Below are 21,104 nucleotides of genomic sequence, written 5' to 3'. Positions count from 1 at the left end.
CCGAGTTCTTTGTTGCCACTGGGCAGCACTCCTTTTTAGTTTGTAGTATTACTTATTTGAGATTAAGTGGAGGGAGTACAAGCCAGCCTTTCTCCTTACTGATTTTTGAAAGCTTATCGGCATACTCGGTTTTCTGTGTGATAAAATCTCCAAACATTTCACGAATATCCGCCCTTATCGCAATGCCCATTATGTAACTGGACAGGACATTGCTGCAGGCAATGTCTCTTGTAAGGAGGGCTGCAATCTCGGGATCGTTGAATCTGGCTCCTGCAGGAATGTCTTCGGTGGAGACATTTGGCCTATCAGGCGGGGCAGGAGGGAGGCGAATCCCATTTTCTTTAAGGATCGCTTCAACTTGCTGTTCTTCCTGTTTTACGCAATTTTCCATTAAATCTTCAATAAATACTTTCAGGTCATGGTCACCAGAATGATTTGTGAACACTTGCAGTGCCACAAGATATGCCTTCGTACCAAGCAAATGTGACCATAGGTGAAAAACTTCGCCAGCATGAAGAGGTTCATCCTGCGGGTTCCCACTCATAATTCCCATCGTTTTCTCTCCCATCTATTCGAGTTAGGATTAGTATGAGTTGGATTTTAAAAAAATATCACCCTTATTTTTGATGCTGTCCGCTAATATTCCATTAATATTTTCAAGTCTTCCATTAGGCTGAAATTAAAAATGGGCAGCCCTTTGCCGCCCCGGTGTCCCTCATTGTTTTATCCCATAAAGAATGCAGCCGACTCCTGCAAATACCCAAACTAACTTAAGCATAGAAACCTTTTCTACTACTCCAATCAGGCCGATTGTCGTTGTGGAAACAAGTATGAGCGGTCCTATTAGAGCAAGAGAGCTATTGATAAGCAATGCCTTTTCGACGGCGTTAAATTTCAGCATGAGCAAAGCGGCGAATATTTCAATCCCCCCGGACACAATTCGCAAAAAAGACATGGCCAGAACTGTTTTTTCAATGACTGTAAACATATAGCCCTCCATTTTGGACAAGTTCAAAACCAGTATATGAAAGACTGATGGCTGATCAGAACAAACTGCTGAAAATTTCATTTATTTAAAACCGATCCCGGCCACTTAAAAAAATTTTCAATGGACAGGAACCTATCTGTTTTTTGCTCATACATTTAAAACAGGTTGATTAATGCGCCTAGAGTCTAATGCAAAGGATGGGGTGCTTTTATGAATCTTTGCCGTGTAAAATCGATTATGCTTTGGATAGTGGCATTATTGTTGATGGGATCCCTCATATCCGGCTGTACAGTGGGCGGATCAAAAGAACAAGAAAAGGCCAGAACAGCGGATGGCAAAGCAGGAATAAAGACCGTCCGCATTGGTTATCAAAAAAACGGGCCTCTTGTTATCCTAAAATCTCTTGGGACACTTGAAAAAAGACTTGAGAAAAAAGGCATTACCGTTGAATGGCGGGAATTTCAGGCAGGTCCGGCTTTGGTTGAGGCGCTCAACGCCGGCAGCATTGATTTTGGCAGGACGGGTGATTCGCCTCCCATTTTCGCCCAGGCTGCTGATGCCCCTTTTGTGTATATAGCAGCGGGCAAGCCCAAATTTAACGGCAGCGCGATTCTAGTTCCAAAAGACTCCCCAATTAAGTCACTTGGTGATTTGAAAGGGAAGACGATAGGATTCGCAAAAGGCTCAAGTTCCCATTACCTGCTTATTAAAGCACTGGAAAAAGCCGGGATTCAATATACAGATATTAAACCTGCATATCTTGCACCGGGAGATGGCCGGGTTGCATTTGAAAAGGGAAACATAGATGCATGGGTAGTCTGGGATCCATTTACCTCATCAGCGGAAGTCAATGCGGGAGCAAGGATGCTTGTTAACGGAGAAGGGCTTACGACAGACAGGGACTTTTTTCTCGCGAGCAGGGATTTTGCCACACAAAAAGAGGTGATTGCAGATATTATTGCTGAAGTGAAAAAATCTTTAGAGTGGGCAAATGCACATCATAAAGAGTTGGTGGAATTGCTTTCGCCAATCCTTAAAGTGGATGAGGAATCTCTTGAAATAGCGGTGAAACGCAGAATTTATGGAGTGGATGAAATGAGTCCGCAGATAGTCAAGGAGCAGCAGGAAATTGCCGATACTTTTTATAAACTGAAGATAATACCGAAAAAAATAGATATTGAAGATGTACTAAAATAACTAAAGGAGACATTCAAAATGATGCCTCTTTTTAAAAAATATCGCTCCAAAATGATTCCCTGGATTTTCCCACTTTTTATTTTAATTTGTTGGCAAGCTTTTGCCTTGATGGGGCTCATTCCAGCGAGAATACTCCCCGCTCCGACTGCTGTTTTTAAGGCGGGGATTCATCTTATGCGCACTGGGGAATTAATGGAACATATTTCAGTAAGCCTGTGGAGGGCCGTGGCGGGATTTCTAATTGGCGGTACTTTAGGATTTATTCTTGGGCTTTTTAACGGCATTTTTAAGCTCTCGGAACTAATATTTGATACTTCCATTCAAATGTTGAGGACCATTCCCCATCTTGCCATGATTCCCCTTGTCATCCTATGGTTTGGAATAGACGAAACGTCCAAGATTTTCCTCGTTTCCATTGGTGTGCTTTTCCCAATTTATATCAATACTTATCACGGGATCAAGTCAGTTGACAAAGGATTGATCGAGATGGGAAGAGCTTATGGATTAAAAGGTATGCCGCTTTTCTTCAACATCATTTTTCCGGGTGCGCTTTCCTCTATCTTAGTAGGAGTCCGCTTTTCACTGGGGGTCATGTGGCTTACACTAATCGTAGCGGAAACAATTTCAGCGCATTCTGGAATTGGTTATATGGCCATGAATGCAAGGGAGTTTTTTCAAATGGATGTGATCGTGCTTAGCATTGTCCTTTACGCGCTTTTTGGCAAATTATCGGACGTAATCGCTAGGGCGATGGAGGATAGATGGCTGAAATGGAATGCCTGAGTGTTTTGGAAAGGGGTGATTGATCTGTGGATATTGAACATACTCCATATGTTCTAACCCGGAATCTTGTCAAAAAATACGGAGACAGGACTGTCCTTAATGGAATAAACCTCGAGGCAGCTCCAGGCGAATTCATTTCGATTGTCGGAAAAAGTGGATGCGGAAAAAGCACATTGCTGCGGTTGATCGCAGGCCTTGAATTATATGACACTGGAGAGGTTCTAATAAAGGGAAAAAAACTTAATGGTTTGAATAAAGAAGCAAGAATCATGTTCCAGGATGGACGGCTCCTGCCATGGAAAACGGTGTTGGGAAATTTAGGCCTTGGCCTTTCCGGTGACTGGAAGCAAAAGGCACTTAGTTCGTTGAAGAATGTAGGACTTGCAGAAAGATACAAGGATTGGCCATCAAAGCTTTCGGGCGGGCAGAAACAGAGGGTGGCGCTTGCAAGGGCGCTGATGCATGAGCCGGATATACTTCTCCTCGATGAGCCGCTTGGGGCATTGGATGCCCTTACAAGGCTTGAAATGCAGGACCTGATAGAGGAAATATGGAAGACTCGGCAATTCACGTCAATCTTAGTTACACATGATGTAGAAGAAGCTGTAGCGATATCCGACAGGGTGATATTAATTGAGCACGGTAAAATAGTCATGGACAGAATGATTGATCTGCCAAGGCCGAGGCAGCGGGCCCAGCGGGCATTTCAATGCCATGTTGAGGATATTTTAAAGCGGATCATGGAAAATAGAAGCGAGAACGAATTAAAACTTGTCGGAAAGTAGGCAGGCATCTACGATTCGTGAAAATAATTGCTTTATTTCAAAAATAAGAAGAAATGGTTTATAATTAAAAGGGTTAGCAGATGATATAAATCAGATAGTACGTTGATATCAAGTGCTAGCAATTTTAATAAGCAGGTGAATGGCTTGGAAAATCAAAGAATGCAATTAAATGTGCGGATTACGAAGGAGACATACGAGAAGTTAGATGAGATTGTCGCCTATTACCAGGATAATATGAAAGTTGGCAGGATTTATAAAGGTGATGTTTTAACTGATATCATAGAGAAATCATACGAAATAATGGAAAAGCAAAAAAGCAGGCACCGGTAAAAAGAAATTTTCCGGTGCTTTATTTATTGATAGGTCTTGCAAAAATTTTTAATGTCCGCGATGACCTAACGCAAGTGAAATGTCCCGTTCTCGGTGTTACCGGAGAATATGACATCCAAGCGGATCCTGGCGTACTTAAGAAACTTCCTGAGTATGTAAAAGGAGATGCTTCTTTTACTGTTATTGAAAATATGGGACACTCTTGCAAATATATCGAGGCCCGTTCAACGCCTTTCAGTGCGAAAAAAGACATTGTGAGAGAATCGGCCCTGCCCCTTCATCCAGACCTTGAAAGGATTTTAAAGGCTTGGCTGGAAGAGCGCTTTCCGGCCTGAACCAAAAGTTCAGAAATCTAATTTTTACAGTCAAAAATTCCAAAACTGGCTGGAACACATTCGTATGCCGGAAGTTAAAGCTCATGATACTAATAACGGAAGGCCTTTCGGGATTCCGATTAAACTATGGAAGGAGCGGCTGCATATGAATTTCCGGATGGTGGCTTCACTGTTCAGAGGTATAGCAAGCAGCAGGCAGAATAAACGGATGTTTTGGGCTTCACTTGTTGGACTCGGCATTAGCGCCACGGCTATGGGGCTGCGTAAAACCCGCTACCGCCGCTTTTTGCCGAAAATCCAGAACGCGGCAGAACGGATGATGCCCGGTTCCATGTTGAGAAATACGGCTATGGCAGAGTTCTCTTCAGAGTTGTCTCCCCAACAGCCTTCCGGTCGTAATGCAAAATAGTGAACACAAAAAGCCGCGTTTGCGGCTTTTTTGTATACATAAGCAATTAAATTCATTAGGATGAAAAGAAAACTAGAAATGGAGGAAAGCCAATGCTTCAAGATCACATTAGACCAGGCCTCGACATCCTTTTCATTGGGTTCAACCCAAGCATTCTTTCCGGGATGACCGGCCACCATTTTGCCAGTCCAAACAATCGTTTTTGGAAAATTCTTCATGAAGCGGGTATTACCCCCGAAAAATTTAAACCTGAAGAAGATTTATTACTTCCGGAAATCGGACTCGGACTGACAAATATTGTTGAAAGACCCACCAAGTCGGCTGAAGAAATAACAAAGGAAGAATACCGGGACGGCCGGGAAATTTTAAAAGAAAAAATCAGGTTTTACAAGCCTCTTATCGCCTGTTTTGTCGGTAAGGGTGTTTATCAGCAATATAGTTTGAAAAAAGAAATACCGTGGGGAGAGCAGCAGGAACAAATAGTACCTGGCACGGCCGATTTCGTCGCGCCTTCTTCTAGTGGTCTCGTCAGAATGAAAATAGAAGAAATTATCGGCATATACAGTGAATTGCCTTCCCTGGCTGCCACGCTGAAGGAAAAATAAAGACGCCCCCGAAGGAGCGCCTGCCCTTTCCGTCCGACCTGGTTAAGTGTCCCGCAACAAGCGATTTTCGGAAAGGGCAATGCCATTGTAACACGCTCTAAGGCCAATTATCAAATACTCCCACCAGCTTGTTCCGGCAAATTATTTCATTCTTGGAAAAAGAAATGGTATCATATTTGTTATCTGAGATAAGGAGATGTTCTTATGGCAAAAAAAGGCGTTTTTACAATGGAAAATGGAGAAAAAATTCAATTCGAATTATATCCTGAAGAAGCACCAGGTACTGTAGAAAACTTTGAAACTTTGGCTAATAAAGGATTTTATAATGGATTGACATTCCACAGGGTCATTCCCGGATTTGTCAGCCAAGGCGGCTGCCCGCATGGGACAGGTACAGGAGGCCCCGGTTATACAATTAAATGTGAGACAGTAGGGAACCCGCATAAACATGTTGCTGGGGCATTGTCAATGGCGCATGCAGGGAAAGATACAGGCGGAAGCCAGTTCTTCATCGTCCATGAACCTCAGCCACACCTGGACGGGGTTCACACTGTATTTGGAAAAGTGACTTCTGGGCTAGAAACCGCCAGAAGAATGAGAAACGGCGATGTAATGGAAAAAGTTGAGGTCTTTGAAGAATAAACAAGGTTGATAAAGGGGCTGCCTGCCGGATATATGGCCGGCTCAGCCTCTTTTTTAATTTTTGGGGGAATGGAATATGAAATTAATATCGTGGAATGTAAATGGAATTCGCGCATGTGTAAACAAAGGTTTTTTGGATTATTTTCAACAGGCTAATGCGGATATTTTCTGTCTGCAGGAAATCAAATGCCAGGAAGGGCAAATCGCGCTGGAACTGGAAGGATACCATCAATTTTGGAATTACGCTGAAAAGAAGGGGTATTCCGGCACAGCTGTATTCAGCAAGCAAAAGCCAATAAGCGTCCAATATGGTTTGGGCGATATGGATTTTGAACCCGAGGGAAGAATCATTACGCTGGAATTTGAAGACTTTTTCCTAGTAAACGTTTATACACCAAATTCACAGCGTGATTTAGCAAGATTGGATTATCGGTTAAGCTGGGAGGAACAAATCAAGGAACATTTGCTTTCTCTGGAAGAAAAGAAACCGGCTATTCTTTGCGGTGACCTAAACGTAGCACATGCCTGGATTGATTTGAAAAACCCGAAATCAAATGTCGGCAATTCTGGTTTTACGGCTGAAGAACGAGAAAAAATGTCGGAGCTTCTTGAAGCGGGCTATATTGACAGCTACCGGTATTTCTACCCGGATAAAGAAGGCGCCTACACCTGGTGGTCCTATATGAGCAAGGTAAGAGAGAGGAACATAGGCTGGCGCATCGATTATTTCCTCGTATCCAGGAAACTTGAGAACAGGCTAAAAGATGCGCATATAGACTGTTACATAATGGGCAGCGACCATTGTCCGGTCATCCTCGAATTAGAATAGCGCCGGAAAGGAACCTTGCTGGCTTTTCAGACACCAGCAAGGTTTCACTGCCTTGCGTCGTATCACTTGATAATAACTCCTTCAATTATTCCGGTGTGGTAAAAAATAGAGCTAGCGCCTAAACCGCCCCATTACCTCGATTGCTTTCGTGATATGCACAAATGCCTCTGGGTCAGTCTTCCTGATTGTTTCCTTAGTTTCCGATAATTCATATTTTGTGATTACTGTCGTAAGGACTTTTTTAGGTTCGTGTGTATATCCGCCTTCAGCTTCTGTCATCGTAATCCCGCGCTGGTGAAGTTTTAGTAATGCTTCATTCAGATCATCCCACTTTTCAGTTACAATCGTAACTGCCAATTTGATATGGTTGGTATGAATCGTATCCACGGCGCGTCCTGATGCAAAGATGGCAAATAAAGTATAAAGAGTTTTATCCGCTCCGAAAACGATTCCCGAGCAAAGGACTACAAACAAGTTGATCCAAGTAATCAAAACGCCTACTGGCAAATCCTTTCGCTTGGCGAGTATGAGACTGATGATATCAATACCGCCGGCAGAACCGCCGAATCTGATAAGGCCTCCTACACTGGTGCCGAAAAGGACGCCTCCAAATATCCCCGACAGCAACAAGTCGCTGCTAAAAGCCTCTACTGGAAATACCTTCATCAAAAGCGATAACAAGATAACAGAATAAATCGTAAACACCAGGAATTTTTTACCCAAATGAAAATAGCCGAGTAAAAAGAGCGGAAGGTTTATGAGGAGAATAATCCATCCAGTGCCAAGCGGTACAAAATGATGAATGATAATAGCTATCCCCGCAACCCCGCCGGTGAGCACTTGATGGGGAATAAGGAATGTGTTTAAAGCAAAAGCCATACAGGCTGTAAAGAATGTTATGGCCAAAACCTGCCATATAATTTGCCGCATTGTTTTCCACCTCGATGATAATTTTGCATACTCCTGTCCTAGTCTATAGTTCGATTCATACCAATGCCAGTGAAAATTTAACGAACAATGAAAATTCCCGGCAGATAAAAATTATTATTAGCAGAATCCCTGGCAGGAAGCAGGGTATTGTATAGAAAAGCTAATCGGTATTGGGGGATTTGCAGATGAATATTGTCTGGTTCAGGAGGGACTTAAGGACGTTGGATCATTACCCTCTATTTAAAGCATCAACTTTCGGTGAGGTTTTGCCATTGTATATTATCGAACCTACTGTTTGGAAGAAAGGGAATCTGTCAGCCAGGCATTATGAATACGTGAAGGAAAGCTTGCTGGACTTGGCAGGAAGCATTGAGGAGCTTGGCGGCACATTGTTTATAGCGTACGGGGACGCTGAAGAAATTTTTGCGCGGATTTTTGAAGAAAACGGGCCTTTTAACTTGTTTTTTCATAGCGGGGCTGGTTTCCCAAAACCTGATTTTTTTAAGTGGCTGGATGACAGAGGGGTTTATTACGTTGATTATCCTTCCTCCGATATAGAAGGAAATCAACCGATTACATTTAAGAAATGGCTTGCCGAAATTAGTCACATGAAAGTAACCACTCCAATCAAAATTAACATGGCCAATCGAATCCCGGATTGGCTGTCTTCGTCATCAAGCATACTTAACCGTGTTCAGCCAGAGGGTGAGTTCATCCGGTTTGGGCAGGCCGGAGGAGAAGGCAATGCTATAGAAACACTTGAATCGTTCCTTTCCGACAGGCATGTAAAATATTTTAGCGCAAAAAATAGCCCGTTAAAAGAATCACTTTATTCCAGCCGCCTTTCTCCCTACCTTGCCTGGGGGAACATATCCCTGAAATTTGTCGTATTAGGGACAGTTAAGCTATTAGAGGAAAACCCTCCATTGAGCCAACAAAAGGCGTTAGATGCCTTTCTTCGCAATCTGTATAAACGATTTCTTTTAATTAAAACGGATTTGGGAGATAGACAGGCAAATTCACCTGTTCTTTGGGAAGGGAAGAAGCAGCAAAAAGACTATGAAAGCCTTAAAGAGGGCAGGACGGGCATTCCGATAATAGACGCTTCAATAACGTGTCTTATGAAAACAGGCTGGCTTCCATTTGTCCTCAGAAGACTGGTTGCTTTTTTTGCAATAAATTGTGTAGGGCTTGAAAAATCGCGAGTATCCAGACTGCTTGGATCACTATCACTAGATTATGACCCACCCATCCACGAAGACCAAATAGAAATGGCAGCAGCTCTTAAGGGCAATTCAAACTATTTTCATATTGTAAGAGCAGGCAGGAAAATCAATCCAGATGGGTCGTTCATTAAAAGATTCCTGCCGGAATTGGAAGGCCTGCCGGAACGGTATATTCATGAGCCATGGCTTTTTCCTGGATTTTTCAGGCTGGGATATCCTGCGCCAATTATTGACCCAGATCAATGCTACAAATCACTTTCCTGCCAATCTGACGTATTGGATAAGAAAAAAGATCTGGCAAGATCAACGGAGAACGATGAAGATTCCCATGGACAGCTCACATTTAACCTTTTTTCGGAATTTTAATAGATTGTTAAAGATTTTGCCACAAATTAATGCACGTTATTATTCCCATATTCGCTTAAATGTAATATACTAATTAAGAATAATTGTAACACATTTAAAGTTATTTCGATTGTTTAAGCTAGAATGATAAGGAGATAGGGAGGTGTGTTCCATTAAACTGTCCAAACGGCAGGAGGCAATTATGGACATTGTCCGGCAATCCGGACCTATTACCGGAAAGAAAATCGCTGAGCAACTTTCGCTTTCCAGGGCGGCTTTACGCCCAGACCTGGCGATATTAACAATGGCGGGAAGTCTTGAAGCGAGGCCAAGGGTTGGCTACTTTGTCAATAAAGAAGCGCGCTCTTCCTTCCACGCCGCCAAGGCTTCCAGGCAAAAAGTGTCGGAATATAAAGCCCACCCTATTGTGATCCCGACTTCTGCCACCGTATATGATGCCATCGTACAGCTCTTTCTTGAAGATGTAGGGACCATTTATGCGGTGGATGAAAACGGGTACCTTGCGGGTGTCATTTCCCGGAAAGATTTATTAAGAGCAACTCTCAATGGCAAAAATCCCGAAGAACTGCCAGTCAATATTATTATGACGAGGATGCCTAATATCGTGATGATAAAACAGGAGGAAACATTATTAAATGCAGCAAAAAAAATGATTGATTTTCAGATTGATTCCCTTCCTGTTGTAAAAGAAATCGATAAAGGGACCCATACATATGCAGTTCTAGGGAGAATTACAAAAACAACCATAACCAAAGCCTATCTTGAAAACCTGGGACAATGACCCTGTAAAGGAGTGAATGTGCAAGTGGCAGGCAAGGAAACAGTTTATGTAATATCTGATTCTGTCGGTGAAACTGCTGAATTTGTTGTAAAGGCTGTTGCAACCCAGTTCAATGGCGGGAATATCGCGTTACGAAGATGCTCGTATGTTGAAGACACAGAAGATCTTGAAGATGTCATCATGATGGCGAAGCATGAAAATTCGCTTATTGCTTATACTCTAGTCGTTCCGGCTCTGAAGGAATATCTGGACAGACGGACAAGGGAAGAAGGCATTACTGCGATTGATCTGTTGAACCCGCTAATGGAAGCTTTCATTAAAAAGTTCGATAAAGAACCGCAGCACCGTCCGGGGCTGATGAGAAAGCTAGATGACGATTACTTCCGGAAAGTGGAGGCGATTGAATTTGCGGTCAAGTATGACGATGGCAGGGATCCGCGCGGAATTGAAAAAGCGGATATAGTCCTGATTGGAGTATCGCGCACTTCGAAAACGCCTTTATCCATGTATCTCGCCCATCATCGCTATAAGGTTGCGAATGTGCCGCTCGTACCGGAAGTGGCTCCGCCGGAAGAAATTTTTTCAATCCAGAGAGGCAAGTGTGTCGGACTCATCATCACACCCGATAAATTAAATGCCATCAGAAAAGAACGGCTTAAGGCATTAGGGCTGACTTCACATGCAAATTACGCCAGTCTGGAGAGAATTCTGGATGAGCTTGATTATGCTGAAAAAATCATGAAACGGGTTGGCTGCCCAATCATAAATGTCTCTAATAAAGCAGTAGAGGAAACCGCAAGCCTAATTCTAGATGTCCTTAAAATTGAAAGGAGTTCAACCCGATGAAAAAATATGTCTATCTTTTTAATGAAGGCAACAGCCAAATGAAGGAATTACTTGGAGGCAAAGGTGCGAACCTGGCGGAAATGACCAGAATCGGCCTTCCTGTTCCTTTTGGGTTTACGATTTCAACAGAGGCTTGCAATGCTTATTATGAAGCGGAGAAAACAATTCCCGCCGAGGTCGTATCGCAGGTGCTGGAGGCACTGAAGAAACTGGAATCTGAAACAGGAAAGAACTTGGGTGACCCGGCAAATCCACTGCTTGTATCAGTGCGTTCCGGCTCTGTTCATTCAATGCCTGGCATGATGGATACCATTTTAAATCTTGGCCTGAATGATGAAACAGCGAAAGGGATGGCGGTACTCACTGGAAACCCGCGTTTTGTTTACGATTCATATCGAAGATTCATTCAGATGTTCAGTGATGTCGTACTTGGTGTTGATGTGTTTTTCTTTGAACAATACCTTGAAGAAACGAGAGTGCGTAAAGGCTATGAGTCCGATCCGGAAATGAAGGCAGGCGACTGGGTTGAGGTAATCGAAGGCTACAAGAAAATAGTTGAAAAGCATACTCGAAAACATTTTCCTCAGGATCCAGCCGAGCAATTATTCCTTTCAATCAATGCTGTCTTTGATTCATGGAACAATCAGCGGGCCATTGTTTATAGGAACTTGAATAAAATTCCTGACCATCTTGGAACCGCTGTCAATATCCAAAGTATGGTTTTCGGAAATATGGGAAATGATTCAGGCACTGGCGTCGCGTTTACAAGAAATCCATCAACTGGCGAGCATACGTTATATGGCGAGTATTTGATCAATGCGCAGGGGGAAGATGTTGTAGCAGGCATCCGCACGCCCCAGCCCATCAGAACGCTGGAAGAAGAAATGCCGGCAGTATATAGCGAGTTTGCGCAATTGTGTAAAAAACTCGAAAAGCATTATAGGGATATGCAGGACATTGAATTCACTGTAGAACGTGGAAATCTCTATATACTCCAGACCAGGACTGGGAAAAGAACAGCGCAGGCGGCAATTCGGATTGCGGTTGAAATGGTTGAGGAAGGCCTTATTTCAAAGCATGACGCCCTTTTAAGAGTGGACCCAGACCAATTGAACCAACTTTTGCACCGCAGGATTGATGACAAATTCGAACGGATCCGCCTGGCAAAAGGACTGCCAGCTTCGCCTGGAGCTGCGACAGGTATTGTCGTTTTTGATGCGGATGAAGCGGAGTCTCTGAACAAAGAGGGTAAAAAAGTCATTCTAGTCCGTCCGGAAACAACTCCTGATGATATCCATGGAATCATCGCTGCCCAAGCTGTCGTCACAAGCCGGGGCGGGATGACCAGCCATGCCGCAGTAGTAGCGCGGGGAATGGGCAAAGCATGTATTTGTGGTTGTGAAGCCCTCAAAATAGATTTGAAAGAAAGAGTATTTCAGGTTGGGGATACTATCGTTAACCATGGCGATATTATTACGATTGACGGGGGAACCGGTGAATTGATGCTCGGTGAAATCCCAATGATAGAACCAGAGCTTTCGGATGAATTTCAACAGCTCCTTTCCTGGGCAGATGAGGTTCGCGCCATTTCAGTAAGGGCCAATGCTGATAATCCGGAAGATGCTAGAAAGGCGCTTGAATTTGGTGCAGAGGGCATTGGCCTGACACGGACAGAGCACATGTTTATGGATGCCGCGAGGGTACCGGTTGTGCAGGAAATGATATTGTCAGAGAGCTTTGAGGAAAGAAGCGCTGCGCTCGAAAAGCTGCTTCCAATGCAGCAGGGCGATTTTGAAGGAATTTTTGAGACAATCGAAGAACTCCCAGTCACGATTCGCCTCCTCGATCCGCCATTACACGAGTTTATGCCGGATAAGGAAGAATTGCTGGTTGAAATCACGAAGCTCCAAATCCTTGATCCCGAATCGCCTGAATTGAGAGAAAAGGAACTTCTGCTTAAGAAGGTCCGCCAGCTTGATGAATTCAACCCGATGCTTGGACACAGGGGCTGCCGCCTTGGGATGGTCAACCCGGAAATCTACGCTATGCAGGTTAAGGCTATTTTCTATGCCGCCGCGACTGTGGCTGAAAAAGGGATTAAGGTTAAGCCTGAAATTATGATACCGCTTGTCGGCCATGTGCATGAACTAAGGCAAATGCGTCAGCTTGTCATAGAGGCGGCGGAACAAATCCAGGCTGAAACAGGAAGGGTATTCGAATATACAGTCGGAACGATGATTGAAATTCCGAGGGCGGCCCTTACTGCTGACGAAATTGCCGAAGAAGCCGATTTCTTCTCGTTCGGGACGAATGACCTGACACAGACGACATTTGGTTATAGCCGTGATGACGCGGAAGGAAAGTTCCTCCAGGCATATATCGAGGATAAAGTGTTGCCGGATAATCCATTTGCTGTCCTTGACCAGAATGGTGTAGGGAAGCTTGTTGAAATGGCTGTTAAACTTGGGCGCAAAACAAAGCATGGTTTGAAGACCGGGATTTGCGGCGAACATGGCGGAGAAAAGAGTTCGATTGACTTTGTTTTCCGCATGGGCCTTAACTATGTCAGCTGTTCGCCATTCAGGGTGCCATTGGCCAGGCTGGCCGCCGCCCAGGCGACAATCCGGCATGGCAAGGTTGCTGAAACGCCTGTTTTAAATGCTTAACAACCTAATGCTTGAATTTTTCGCCCAGATAGTTTATTATTTTCCTATCTTATAGGATAAGCATAAAGGGGAGTAGCTTTTACAGCAAAGTCGTCATTTCGAGGTCTCGGCCTCCGGCTTTGTTGGCAGCAGTGATGTTGTTAGCAAGACCTTTACCTGTCAAAGGTAAAGGTCTTTTTTCTCAAAAAGAGCCTTTGCCGGATGGCAGGGGCTCTTTTATTATGAATGTAAATACCAACGAATAGGGAACATTCATAATGCAGGCTATCAAAGAGCGTGGGAATGTCTATGAGAACTAACTACTGCACGATCCGACAAGGAGGAACTGAATTAAGATGGAGTTTTTTTCAATGGAGTTTTTAACTGCCCTCATGGCAATTGTCATGATTGATCTTGTGCTGGCAGGGGATAATGCGATTGTGATAGGTCTTGCTGCCAGGAATCTGCCTAAACATCAGCAGAAAAAGGTCATTATCTGGGGGACATTCGGGGCGATCGCCATCAGGGCAGCCGCCACATTAATCGTTGTGTGGTTATTGAAAATCCCTGGCTTGCTTTTGACTGGTGGAGTATTGCTCGTTTGGATTGCCATTAAACTTCTTACCGAAGAAAAGGGCCATGACGTCAAAGCCGGGGAAAGCTTCTGGGCCGCCATTCGCACCATCATTGTGGCTGATGCGTTAATGGGTCTTGATAATGTCCTTGCCGTTGCCGGAGCTGCACATGGAGATTTCGTCCTTGTGGTTCTTGGATTACTGATTTCCGTCCCAATTGTTGTCTGGGGAAGCACTTTAATCCTAAAATGGGTTGATCGATTCCCGGTCATTATTACCATTGGCGCAGCCGTTCTTGGCTGGACAGCATCAAAAATGATTGTCAGTGAGCCATTCATGAAGGGTTATTTTGCAAATCCTTTCGTAAAATATGGATTCGAGCTGTTAATTGTTTTGGCAGTCCTCATGGTTGGCAGAGTCATCAAATCAAGAAGGAAAACAACCGAATAAAAGCAGATTCGGAACTAAAGGAAGGAGCTAATCTAACAGATTGGTTCCTTTTTTTGAGGGTAATCTAAAAAGAAAGACGTTGACCAATAAGTAAGGAGCTCCCTAATGGAAGAAATAATAATTGCTTATGATAAAGCCATAAATAATACAAAAAACAAAATCATAGAAGATTTGATGAGATATATGGAAACCAAGGAAAAACTTCCATCCCCCGAAGATTATGTGGAGGAGCGTTTTTCGTATTTAGAACAATTATGGCTAAATGTATGGCTTAATAGAGTGACAGCGGATGTGCCGAAAAAAGTTAAAAAAGATTTTTTGCAAGAGCAAGGGTTTGTCACTGAAGGTATTGAAAAAAAGCTGCTAAACAGCTTATTCAGGAACGAGATGAGACAATTCCGCCCATTTGACGCAATTGCCTGGTTATCGGATGAAATGCCGGAGGACCATGGGAAATGGGCGGGTATGTATAGGCAGGCAAAAAAGAGGCTTAAGGAACGGGAAGAAGCAGAAAAAGTGCATAGTGCTCGTCTGGAGCTGACAGTGACCATTACTAAACTGGCAGAAGAGCAGTTGCAGGATAGTGAGCTCATATTGTATTTGCATACGAGACATGCTTTGGCAGTTCAGCTTGATAATGATTTTAAAAACGGGAAAAGGTTTAAATGGATAGATCCTTTCATGCTTGAAGAGAAACTTCAGGAATCAGGCTCCTTCCATCATGCTGATTACAGGCGGGTTGGGGAATTTTTTAACGAGCTGACCGGAAGCATCCATAAAACTTTATATGGCGGAAGGTATTTTTATGAGTATGAAAGATACTTCTATCCATATGAACATTTAGTCAAGCAGACAGTTTTAAGAAATGCCTCCCGGTTGATTACGAATAACCTCCCAGCAACCCTCGCGGAACAATTGGCCTGTGATGAAAGCACACAAAAAGAGGGTTTCCTCTCAGTCATCATCGCCGACACTGCTGATGTACTTGCCGCTAAATTCATGGAGGAAGTAGAAGGAGAGTATGTTTCCGACCTTCTTAAATTGGCGCCTATTCCATTTGACCCTGAAACCCATAAAACCATCTATGAAGGTGACTTGGCTGGCCGTGAAATAAAGCTTGCCGAGGAAAAAGCGGAAGCTGAGCGGAAGGCAGCGGAAGAACAGAAAATGCTCGAGGATGTTTTCGGAAGTGAATACAGGCCTGCTGCCAATAAGGCTGTAAAATACGTGCTGCACATTGGAGAAACAAATACCGGCAAAACCCATCGGGCACTGTCGGCAATGAAGAAAGCCCAAAGCGGCATTTACTTAGCCCCCCTGCGCTTGCTTGCTCTTGAAATATACGACCGCCTTAACGGGGAAGGGATTCCTTGTTCTCTAAAGACCGGTGAAGAGGAAAAATCAGCACCAGGCGCTAGCCATATTTCCTGTACAGTTGAAATGTTTCATGAGAAGGACTATTACGAAGTCGCCGTGATTGACGAAGCACAAATGATTGCCGATAAGGACAGGGGTTTTTCCTGGTACAAGGCCATTACGAAAGCGAATGCCCAAGAGGTCCATATCATAGGCAGCAGAAATATCAAGCAAATGCTGATCCAGCTCCTTGGCGATGCTAAGTACGAATTAATTGAATATACGCGGGATGAGCCGTTGAGAGTCGAAGATCAGGAGTTTACCCTTAAAAGAGCAAGGAAAGGCGATGCCCTTGTCTGTTTCTCACGCAGGCAGGTGCTTGCCACTGCTGCTATCCTGCAAAGCAATGGCCATAAGGTAAGTATGATTTATGGGAGCATGCCACCGGAAACGAGAAAAAAGCAAATGCAGCTTTTTCAAGCTGGCGAGACAACGATCATCGTATCAACCGATGCCATCGGTATGGGCTTAAATCTTCCGATTAGAAGGATCGTCTTTTTGGAAAACGAAAAATTTGACGGAACGGCAAGAAGGTGGCTTTCCTCACAAGAGATTAAGCAAATTGCGGGAAGGGCTGGAAGAAAAGGAATTTATGATCAGGGCAGGGTCGCATTTGTATCGGAAATCCCAAAAATGAAAAAACTTCTGCAAGCTGAGGATCAGCCTGTCGATGTCTTTGCGATCGCGCCTACTTCCTCTGTTTTTGAACGATTTCAAAAATATAGCCGAAGCCTTGGCGATTTCTTTGATTTATGGGAAAAGTATGCCAGTCCACCCGGAACAAGAAAAGCTGACCTGGCCGAGGAACGGAGCCGCTATCAGTTTATTGAAGGAACGATGATAGAGACAAGGTTTCCGATGATGGAGTTATATGGTTATTTGCATTTGCCTTTTTCAGCAAGGGAACCCGAACTGACGGAACAATGGCTCGAAACGATTGCCGCGATTGCTGATGGCAATGAACTACCTGAGCCGGAGTTGAAAAATCGGACCCTGGAGGAAATGGAATTAAGCTATAAGGCCTTGGGTCTGCATCTTTTGTTTCTATACAAATTAGGAAAAAGGACGGAAGCCGTTTACTGGGAAAGGATTCGCGAACAGGTTAGTGACAGAGTGCATGAACAATTGAAGGATGTAACAAAAACCCACGGAAAAAAATGCCGAATTTGCAAAAAAGCGCTTGGGAATGATCACCGTTTTCCGATTTGTGATGAATGCCATAAGACGCAGGAGCGAAACAAAAATCATTTCAGAAAAAACAAAAAAACGTTTGGGAAATACTAATTTATATGGAATAAAAGCGAACTTATGTTCGTAAAATAGGCGGATATATGTTATAATTAACCTAATCGGCGGTTCATCAAGGGTGGTTAAAAGCACTCCCAGTGAAAGGGGGTGATGCTTAATGACGGTTTTTCAAGGATTAATGCTGGCCATTTCGTTCGCTAGCCTGATTGTTGCTGTACTGTCTGTAAACCAAAAAAAATAACCCACCCTTGAGCCGGCAAGCAGAAGAGGCGGGTTATTGCTTTATTCCCAATTAGCATTTCCGGGAACCGTCGATCAAGGTCCGGGCATGCTCCAACATGGCCGGCCTTTTCATTCTCTCATTTAGTTCATTATACCCGAATTAAGCAAAAAAGAAAATAGAGGAGCCTTCACAAGGCAGAAAATGGGCTACTTCCTCCTTGTTTGTTCAACTTTTCACATGAACAAACGCCCTGCTACCATCTTTTTCCTCTTTCGACATCACTTGGGCATCGGTTTTATTCACCTTCTTTGAAAGCGCTTCAGCGAGTATTTCTTAAAGAATTGAGGAAAATCGCCGATTTTTAAAGGTTTTCCATAATTGGGTGTCGAAAAGATTTTAAAGAATGTTTACGTAGGTAAATTTATGGAAACTAGAATATTACTGAGGATAGGCAGGTGAATAGGATGACGTTTCATCCAACAGAGTTTCAGCTTCATTTGTTTCATGAGGGGGCTCTTTTTAAAAGCCATGAGTTATTTGGCGCCCATATCATAAATGAAGGCGGCAGAACATATACAAAATTTTGTGTGTGGGCTCCACATGCCTCCGCAGTAAGGCTGGCCGGTAATTTTAATGGCTGGGATGGAGCTGGTTATGATTTCGAAAAAGTTAACAAGGAAGGTGTCTGGTTTTTTGCTGTTGAAAAAGATTTGACAGGAGCACTCTATAAGTACGAAATTATTACTCCTTCCGGAGAAAAGAAATTGAAGGCTGACCCTTATGCTTTTTATTCTGAATTGAGGCCAGACACAGCTTCGGTTGTCACTCCATTGGATGGATATAAATGGAGTGACCGATCGTGGATTCGGAAACGTGATAAAAAAGATTCTGTTTCTGAACCGGCCGCTATTTATGAAGTGCATCTCGGCTCCTGGAAAAAAGCTGAGGACGGGTCATTCCTCAATTACCGGGAGGCTGCTGATCAGCTTGTGCCCTATGTTCTTGAACACGGATATACACATATTGAACTCCTTCCACTGACCGAGCATCCCCTTGATATTTCATGGGGGTACCAATCCACTGGTTATTTTTCTGTTACAAGCAGATATGGAACGCCTCATGATTTTATGTACTTCGTCGATAAATGCCACCAAAATAATATCGGTGTCATCCTTGATTGGGTTCCGGGCCATTTTTGCAAAGATGCGCACGGACTGTATAACTTCGATGGCGGATTTGCGTATGATTACCGGATTGAAAAAGACCGGGAAAACCGGGTATGGGGCACCGCTAACTTTGATCTTGGAAAAACTGAGGTCCTCAGCTTTCTCATTTCAAACGCCTTGTTCTGGCTGGAAAAATATCATATAGACGGCTTCAGGGTCGATGCGGTCGCCAATATCATTTACTGGCCTGGCTCCGAAAATGAAGTCAATCCATACGGAATATCTTTTTTAAAGAAATTGAATACTGCCGTTACCTCTTTCCACCCAAGTATTCTTATGATTGCTGAAGATTCCACGGACTGGCCGAATGTTACTGCGAATCCCAAGCATGGCGGACTTGGTTTTACATACAAGTGGAATATGGGGTGGATGAACGACATTTTGAAGTATATGGAAACTGACCCCAATCACAGACGGCATCATCATAACAAAGTGACTTTTTCGATGATGTATGCCTTCTCGGAAAATTTCGTCCTTCCTTTTTCCCATGATGAGGTTGTGCACGGGAAAAAATCGCTTCTGGATAAAATGCCGGGCGATTACTGGCAGAAGTTCGCCCAGCTAAGGCTGCTTCTTGGCTATCAAATTGCCCATCCAGGCAAAAAGCTGACTTTCATGGGTACGGAATTGGGGCAATTCGCCGAGTGGAAAGACCAAGAGCAGCTTGATTGGCACCTCACAGATTACGAGAAGCACGCCAAACTGAACGAGTACGTAAAAGAATTGAATAAGCTTTATAAACGCTCCAAACCCCTGTTTCAATTGGATTCCAGTCCGGAAGGGTTTGAATGGATTGATGCGGATAACCATCATCAATCCATATTCTCCTTTGTTCGTAAGGGAAACAATGCGGATGATTTCCTTGTTATTGTCTGCAACTTCACATGGCAGGCTTATACAGGTTATCGGATTGGCGTACCAGCGCCTGAAAGGTACCGAGAAATCCTAAATAGCGATTCCATTGAGTACGGCGGGTCAGGAGTCATTAATAAAAAGGTAATTAAGGCCGAAAATGAAGGGTTTCATGGAATGCCTTATTCCATCGTAATGAACGTGCCGCCTTATGGCATATCAATTCTAAGGCCAGTCAAAAAGAGAAAGGGGATAAATGCTAATGCAAAAGAAGAAGATGGTGGCCATGCTTCTGGCGGGAGGACAGGGAAGCAGGCTGAATTCATTGACAAAAGAACTGGCTAAACCGGGGGTGCCATTCGGTGGAAAGTACCGGATCATTGACTTTCCATTAAGCAATTGCACAAACTCCGGTGTCTATACGGTAGGAGTGCTTACACAATACCAGCCGTTGGTCCTGAACAGTTATATCGGGATCGGCAGTGCCTGGGACCTTGACAGGATGGATGGAGGGGTTACTGTCCTGCCTCCATACAGTGTATCGTCTGAGGTGAAATGGTATGAAGGTACGGCGAGCGCCATTTATCAAAATCTGACATATTTAAGGCAGTATGATCCTGAGTATGTGTTGATTTTGTCCGGAGACCATATTTATAAAATGAACTATGAGAAAATGCTTGACCACCATATTGAGAATCAGGCGGATGTGACAATCTCTGTCATTGAAGTTCCTTGGGATGAGGCTAGCCGGTTTGGCATCATGGATACAGATGAAAATTATAGAATCAGAGAGTTCGCGGAGAAACCGAAAGAACCTAAAAGCAACCTTGCATCAATGGGAATCTATATTTTTAACTGGAAACTGCTCGAGGCATATCTAGAAAGGGATAACGAAAATCCCGAGTCCTCTCACGATTTTGGGAAGGATATTATTCCCCGCCTATTAGAAGAAGGCAAAAAACTTGTTGCGTACCCATTTAAGGGCTACTGGAAAGATGTCGGGACAGTGCAGAGCCTGTGGGAGGCTAATATGGATCTGCTTGATGAAAACTCGGAGTTGAATCTTTTTGACCAGGGCTGGCGCATCTATTCGGTCAACCCAAATCAGCCTCCGCAGTATATTTGTCCGGAGGCCACTCTTCGGGAATCCCTTGTAAATGAAGGCTGTGTCATTGAGGGGCAAGTGGAAAAGACAGTCGTCTTTCAAGGAGTATCGATTAAAAAAGGGGCGACGATTAAAGAGTCTGTCATTATGCCCGATGCAGTCATCGGATCAGGCTGTGTGATTGAGAAGGCTATTATCTCGCCGGGTATGTCAATCCCGAATGGATCGGTCATAAAAGGCGATAATGGCGAAGCTGTACTTGTTTCCGAAGATACAATTGATCATCTCTTGTCCAAATAATCCGCAGGGAGG

Annotated in this window: 21 protein-coding genes; 18 read left to right on the top strand and 3 right to left on the bottom strand. The window is 43.8% G+C overall.

The genetic code is table 11. The features are described 5' to 3' along the window. Positions 1-52: 52 nt before the first annotated feature. Both BN1002_RS11130 and BN1002_RS11125 read right to left on the bottom strand, forming a co-directional pair. On the bottom strand, positions 53-553 hold the full coding sequence (locus tag BN1002_RS11130; protein WP_048825096.1) for a DUF3231 family protein: 501 nt from the start codon (positions 551-553) through the stop codon (positions 53-55). A 162-nt stretch (positions 554-715) separates the two neighbouring features. Beyond that, positions 716-988, bottom strand: coding sequence for a YqhV family protein (locus BN1002_RS11125; protein ID WP_048825095.1), 273 nt, complete (start codon positions 986-988; stop codon positions 716-718). 210 nt (positions 989-1,198) lie between these two features. Here BN1002_RS11125 and BN1002_RS23730 point away from each other — a divergent pair, with 210 nt between their 5' ends. The 9 genes from BN1002_RS23730 to BN1002_RS11080 all read left to right on the top strand — a co-directional run bounded on the left by BN1002_RS23730 (position 1,199) and on the right by BN1002_RS11080 (position 6,903). Then, the gene (locus BN1002_RS23730) at positions 1,199-2,185 is read left to right on the top strand and encodes a sulfonate ABC transporter substrate-binding protein (RefSeq protein ID WP_048825094.1); all 987 of its coding nucleotides are present in this window, start codon (positions 1,199-1,201) and stop codon (positions 2,183-2,185) included. Between the two features lie 18 nt (positions 2,186-2,203). Then, complete coding sequence (gene ssuC / locus BN1002_RS23725) at positions 2,204-2,968, top strand: aliphatic sulfonate ABC transporter permease SsuC (protein WP_048825093.1); 765 nt, start codon at positions 2,204-2,206, stop codon at positions 2,966-2,968. Positions 2,969-2,994: 26 nt separating this feature from the next. After that, positions 2,995-3,753: an ATP-binding cassette domain-containing protein gene (locus BN1002_RS11110; protein ID WP_048825092.1), complete on the top strand. Its 759-nt coding sequence runs from the start codon at positions 2,995-2,997 to the stop codon at positions 3,751-3,753. Positions 3,754-3,897: 144 nt separating this feature from the next. Then, positions 3,898-4,083 carry a hypothetical protein gene (locus tag BN1002_RS11105; RefSeq protein ID WP_048825091.1) on the top strand — a complete coding sequence of 62 codons (186 nt, stop codon included), beginning with the start codon at positions 3,898-3,900 and terminating at the stop codon, positions 4,081-4,083. Between the two features lie 14 nt (positions 4,084-4,097). Further along, positions 4,098-4,418 carry an alpha/beta fold hydrolase gene (locus BN1002_RS11100; RefSeq protein ID WP_048825090.1) on the top strand — a complete coding sequence of 107 codons (321 nt, stop codon included), beginning with the start codon at positions 4,098-4,100 and terminating at the stop codon, positions 4,416-4,418. 64 nt (positions 4,419-4,482) lie between these two features. After that, entirely contained in the window at positions 4,483-4,827 is a 345-nt protein-coding gene (locus BN1002_RS11095) for a hypothetical protein (protein WP_048825089.1), read from the top strand. Between the two features lie 92 nt (positions 4,828-4,919). Then, entirely contained in the window at positions 4,920-5,432 is a 513-nt protein-coding gene (locus BN1002_RS11090) for a mismatch-specific DNA-glycosylase (protein ID WP_048825088.1), read from the top strand. A gap of 204 nt (positions 5,433-5,636) precedes the next feature. Beyond that, positions 5,637-6,074 carry a peptidylprolyl isomerase gene (locus BN1002_RS11085; protein WP_048825087.1) on the top strand — a complete coding sequence of 146 codons (438 nt, stop codon included), beginning with the start codon at positions 5,637-5,639 and terminating at the stop codon, positions 6,072-6,074. Between the two features lie 76 nt (positions 6,075-6,150). Next, positions 6,151-6,903, top strand: a complete 753-nt coding sequence (locus BN1002_RS11080; protein ID WP_048825086.1) for an exodeoxyribonuclease III — start codon at positions 6,151-6,153, stop codon at positions 6,901-6,903. A 111-nt stretch (positions 6,904-7,014) separates the two neighbouring features. Here the strand turns inward: BN1002_RS11080 and BN1002_RS11075 are convergent, their stop codons facing one another. Continuing rightward, positions 7,015-7,833, bottom strand: a complete 819-nt coding sequence (locus BN1002_RS11075; RefSeq protein ID WP_048825085.1) for a YitT family protein — start codon at positions 7,831-7,833, stop codon at positions 7,015-7,017. Positions 7,834-8,018: 185 nt separating this feature from the next. Here BN1002_RS11075 and BN1002_RS11070 point away from each other — a divergent pair, with 185 nt between their 5' ends. The 9 genes from BN1002_RS11070 (at position 8,019) to BN1002_RS11035 (ending at position 21,092) form a co-directional block, all read left to right on the top strand. Then, on the top strand, positions 8,019-9,425 hold the full coding sequence (locus BN1002_RS11070) for an FAD-binding domain-containing protein (RefSeq protein ID WP_048825084.1): 1,407 nt from the start codon (positions 8,019-8,021) through the stop codon (positions 9,423-9,425). Between the two features lie 142 nt (positions 9,426-9,567). Continuing rightward, entirely contained in the window at positions 9,568-10,206 is a 639-nt protein-coding gene (locus BN1002_RS11065) for a transcriptional regulator CcpN (RefSeq protein WP_231575024.1), read from the top strand. Between the two features lie 24 nt (positions 10,207-10,230). Then, on the top strand, positions 10,231-11,052 hold the full coding sequence (locus BN1002_RS11060; protein WP_048825082.1) for a pyruvate, water dikinase regulatory protein: 822 nt from the start codon (positions 10,231-10,233) through the stop codon (positions 11,050-11,052). Continuing rightward, positions 11,049-13,718 carry a pyruvate, phosphate dikinase gene (gene ppdK / locus BN1002_RS11055; RefSeq protein WP_048825081.1) on the top strand — a complete coding sequence of 890 codons (2,670 nt, stop codon included), beginning with the start codon at positions 11,049-11,051 and terminating at the stop codon, positions 13,716-13,718. Before BN1002_RS11060 ends, ppdK begins: the two co-directional genes overlap by 4 nt. Positions 13,719-14,053: 335 nt before the next feature. Continuing rightward, the gene (locus BN1002_RS11050; RefSeq protein WP_048825080.1) at positions 14,054-14,722 is read left to right on the top strand and encodes a TerC family protein; all 669 of its coding nucleotides are present in this window, start codon (positions 14,054-14,056) and stop codon (positions 14,720-14,722) included. Between the two features lie 105 nt (positions 14,723-14,827). After that, positions 14,828-17,422 (top strand): DEAD/DEAH box helicase, encoded by a 2,595-nt coding sequence (locus BN1002_RS11045; RefSeq protein WP_048825079.1) that lies wholly within the window; start codon positions 14,828-14,830, stop codon positions 17,420-17,422. Positions 17,423-17,543: 121 nt separating this feature from the next. Then, positions 17,544-17,627, top strand: a complete 84-nt coding sequence (locus BN1002_RS24500) for a putative holin-like toxin (RefSeq protein WP_222928849.1) — start codon at positions 17,544-17,546, stop codon at positions 17,625-17,627. A 446-nt stretch (positions 17,628-18,073) separates the two neighbouring features. Further along, positions 18,074-20,032, top strand: a complete 1,959-nt coding sequence (gene glgB / locus BN1002_RS11040; RefSeq protein ID WP_048825078.1) for a 1,4-alpha-glucan branching protein GlgB — start codon at positions 18,074-18,076, stop codon at positions 20,030-20,032. After that, a complete protein-coding gene (locus BN1002_RS11035; protein ID WP_048825077.1) occupies positions 19,950-21,092 on the top strand; it encodes a glucose-1-phosphate adenylyltransferase in 1,143 nt (380 codons plus the stop codon). Before glgB ends, BN1002_RS11035 begins: the two co-directional genes overlap by 83 nt. Positions 21,093-21,104: the final 12 nt, after the last annotated feature.

Source organism: Bacillus sp. B-jedd (genome assembly GCF_000821085.1).
In the GTDB taxonomy this organism is placed as follows: Bacteria; Bacillota; Bacilli; order Bacillales; family Cytobacillaceae; genus Bacillus_D.
This window is presented reverse-complemented; position numbering and strand designations above follow the sequence as displayed.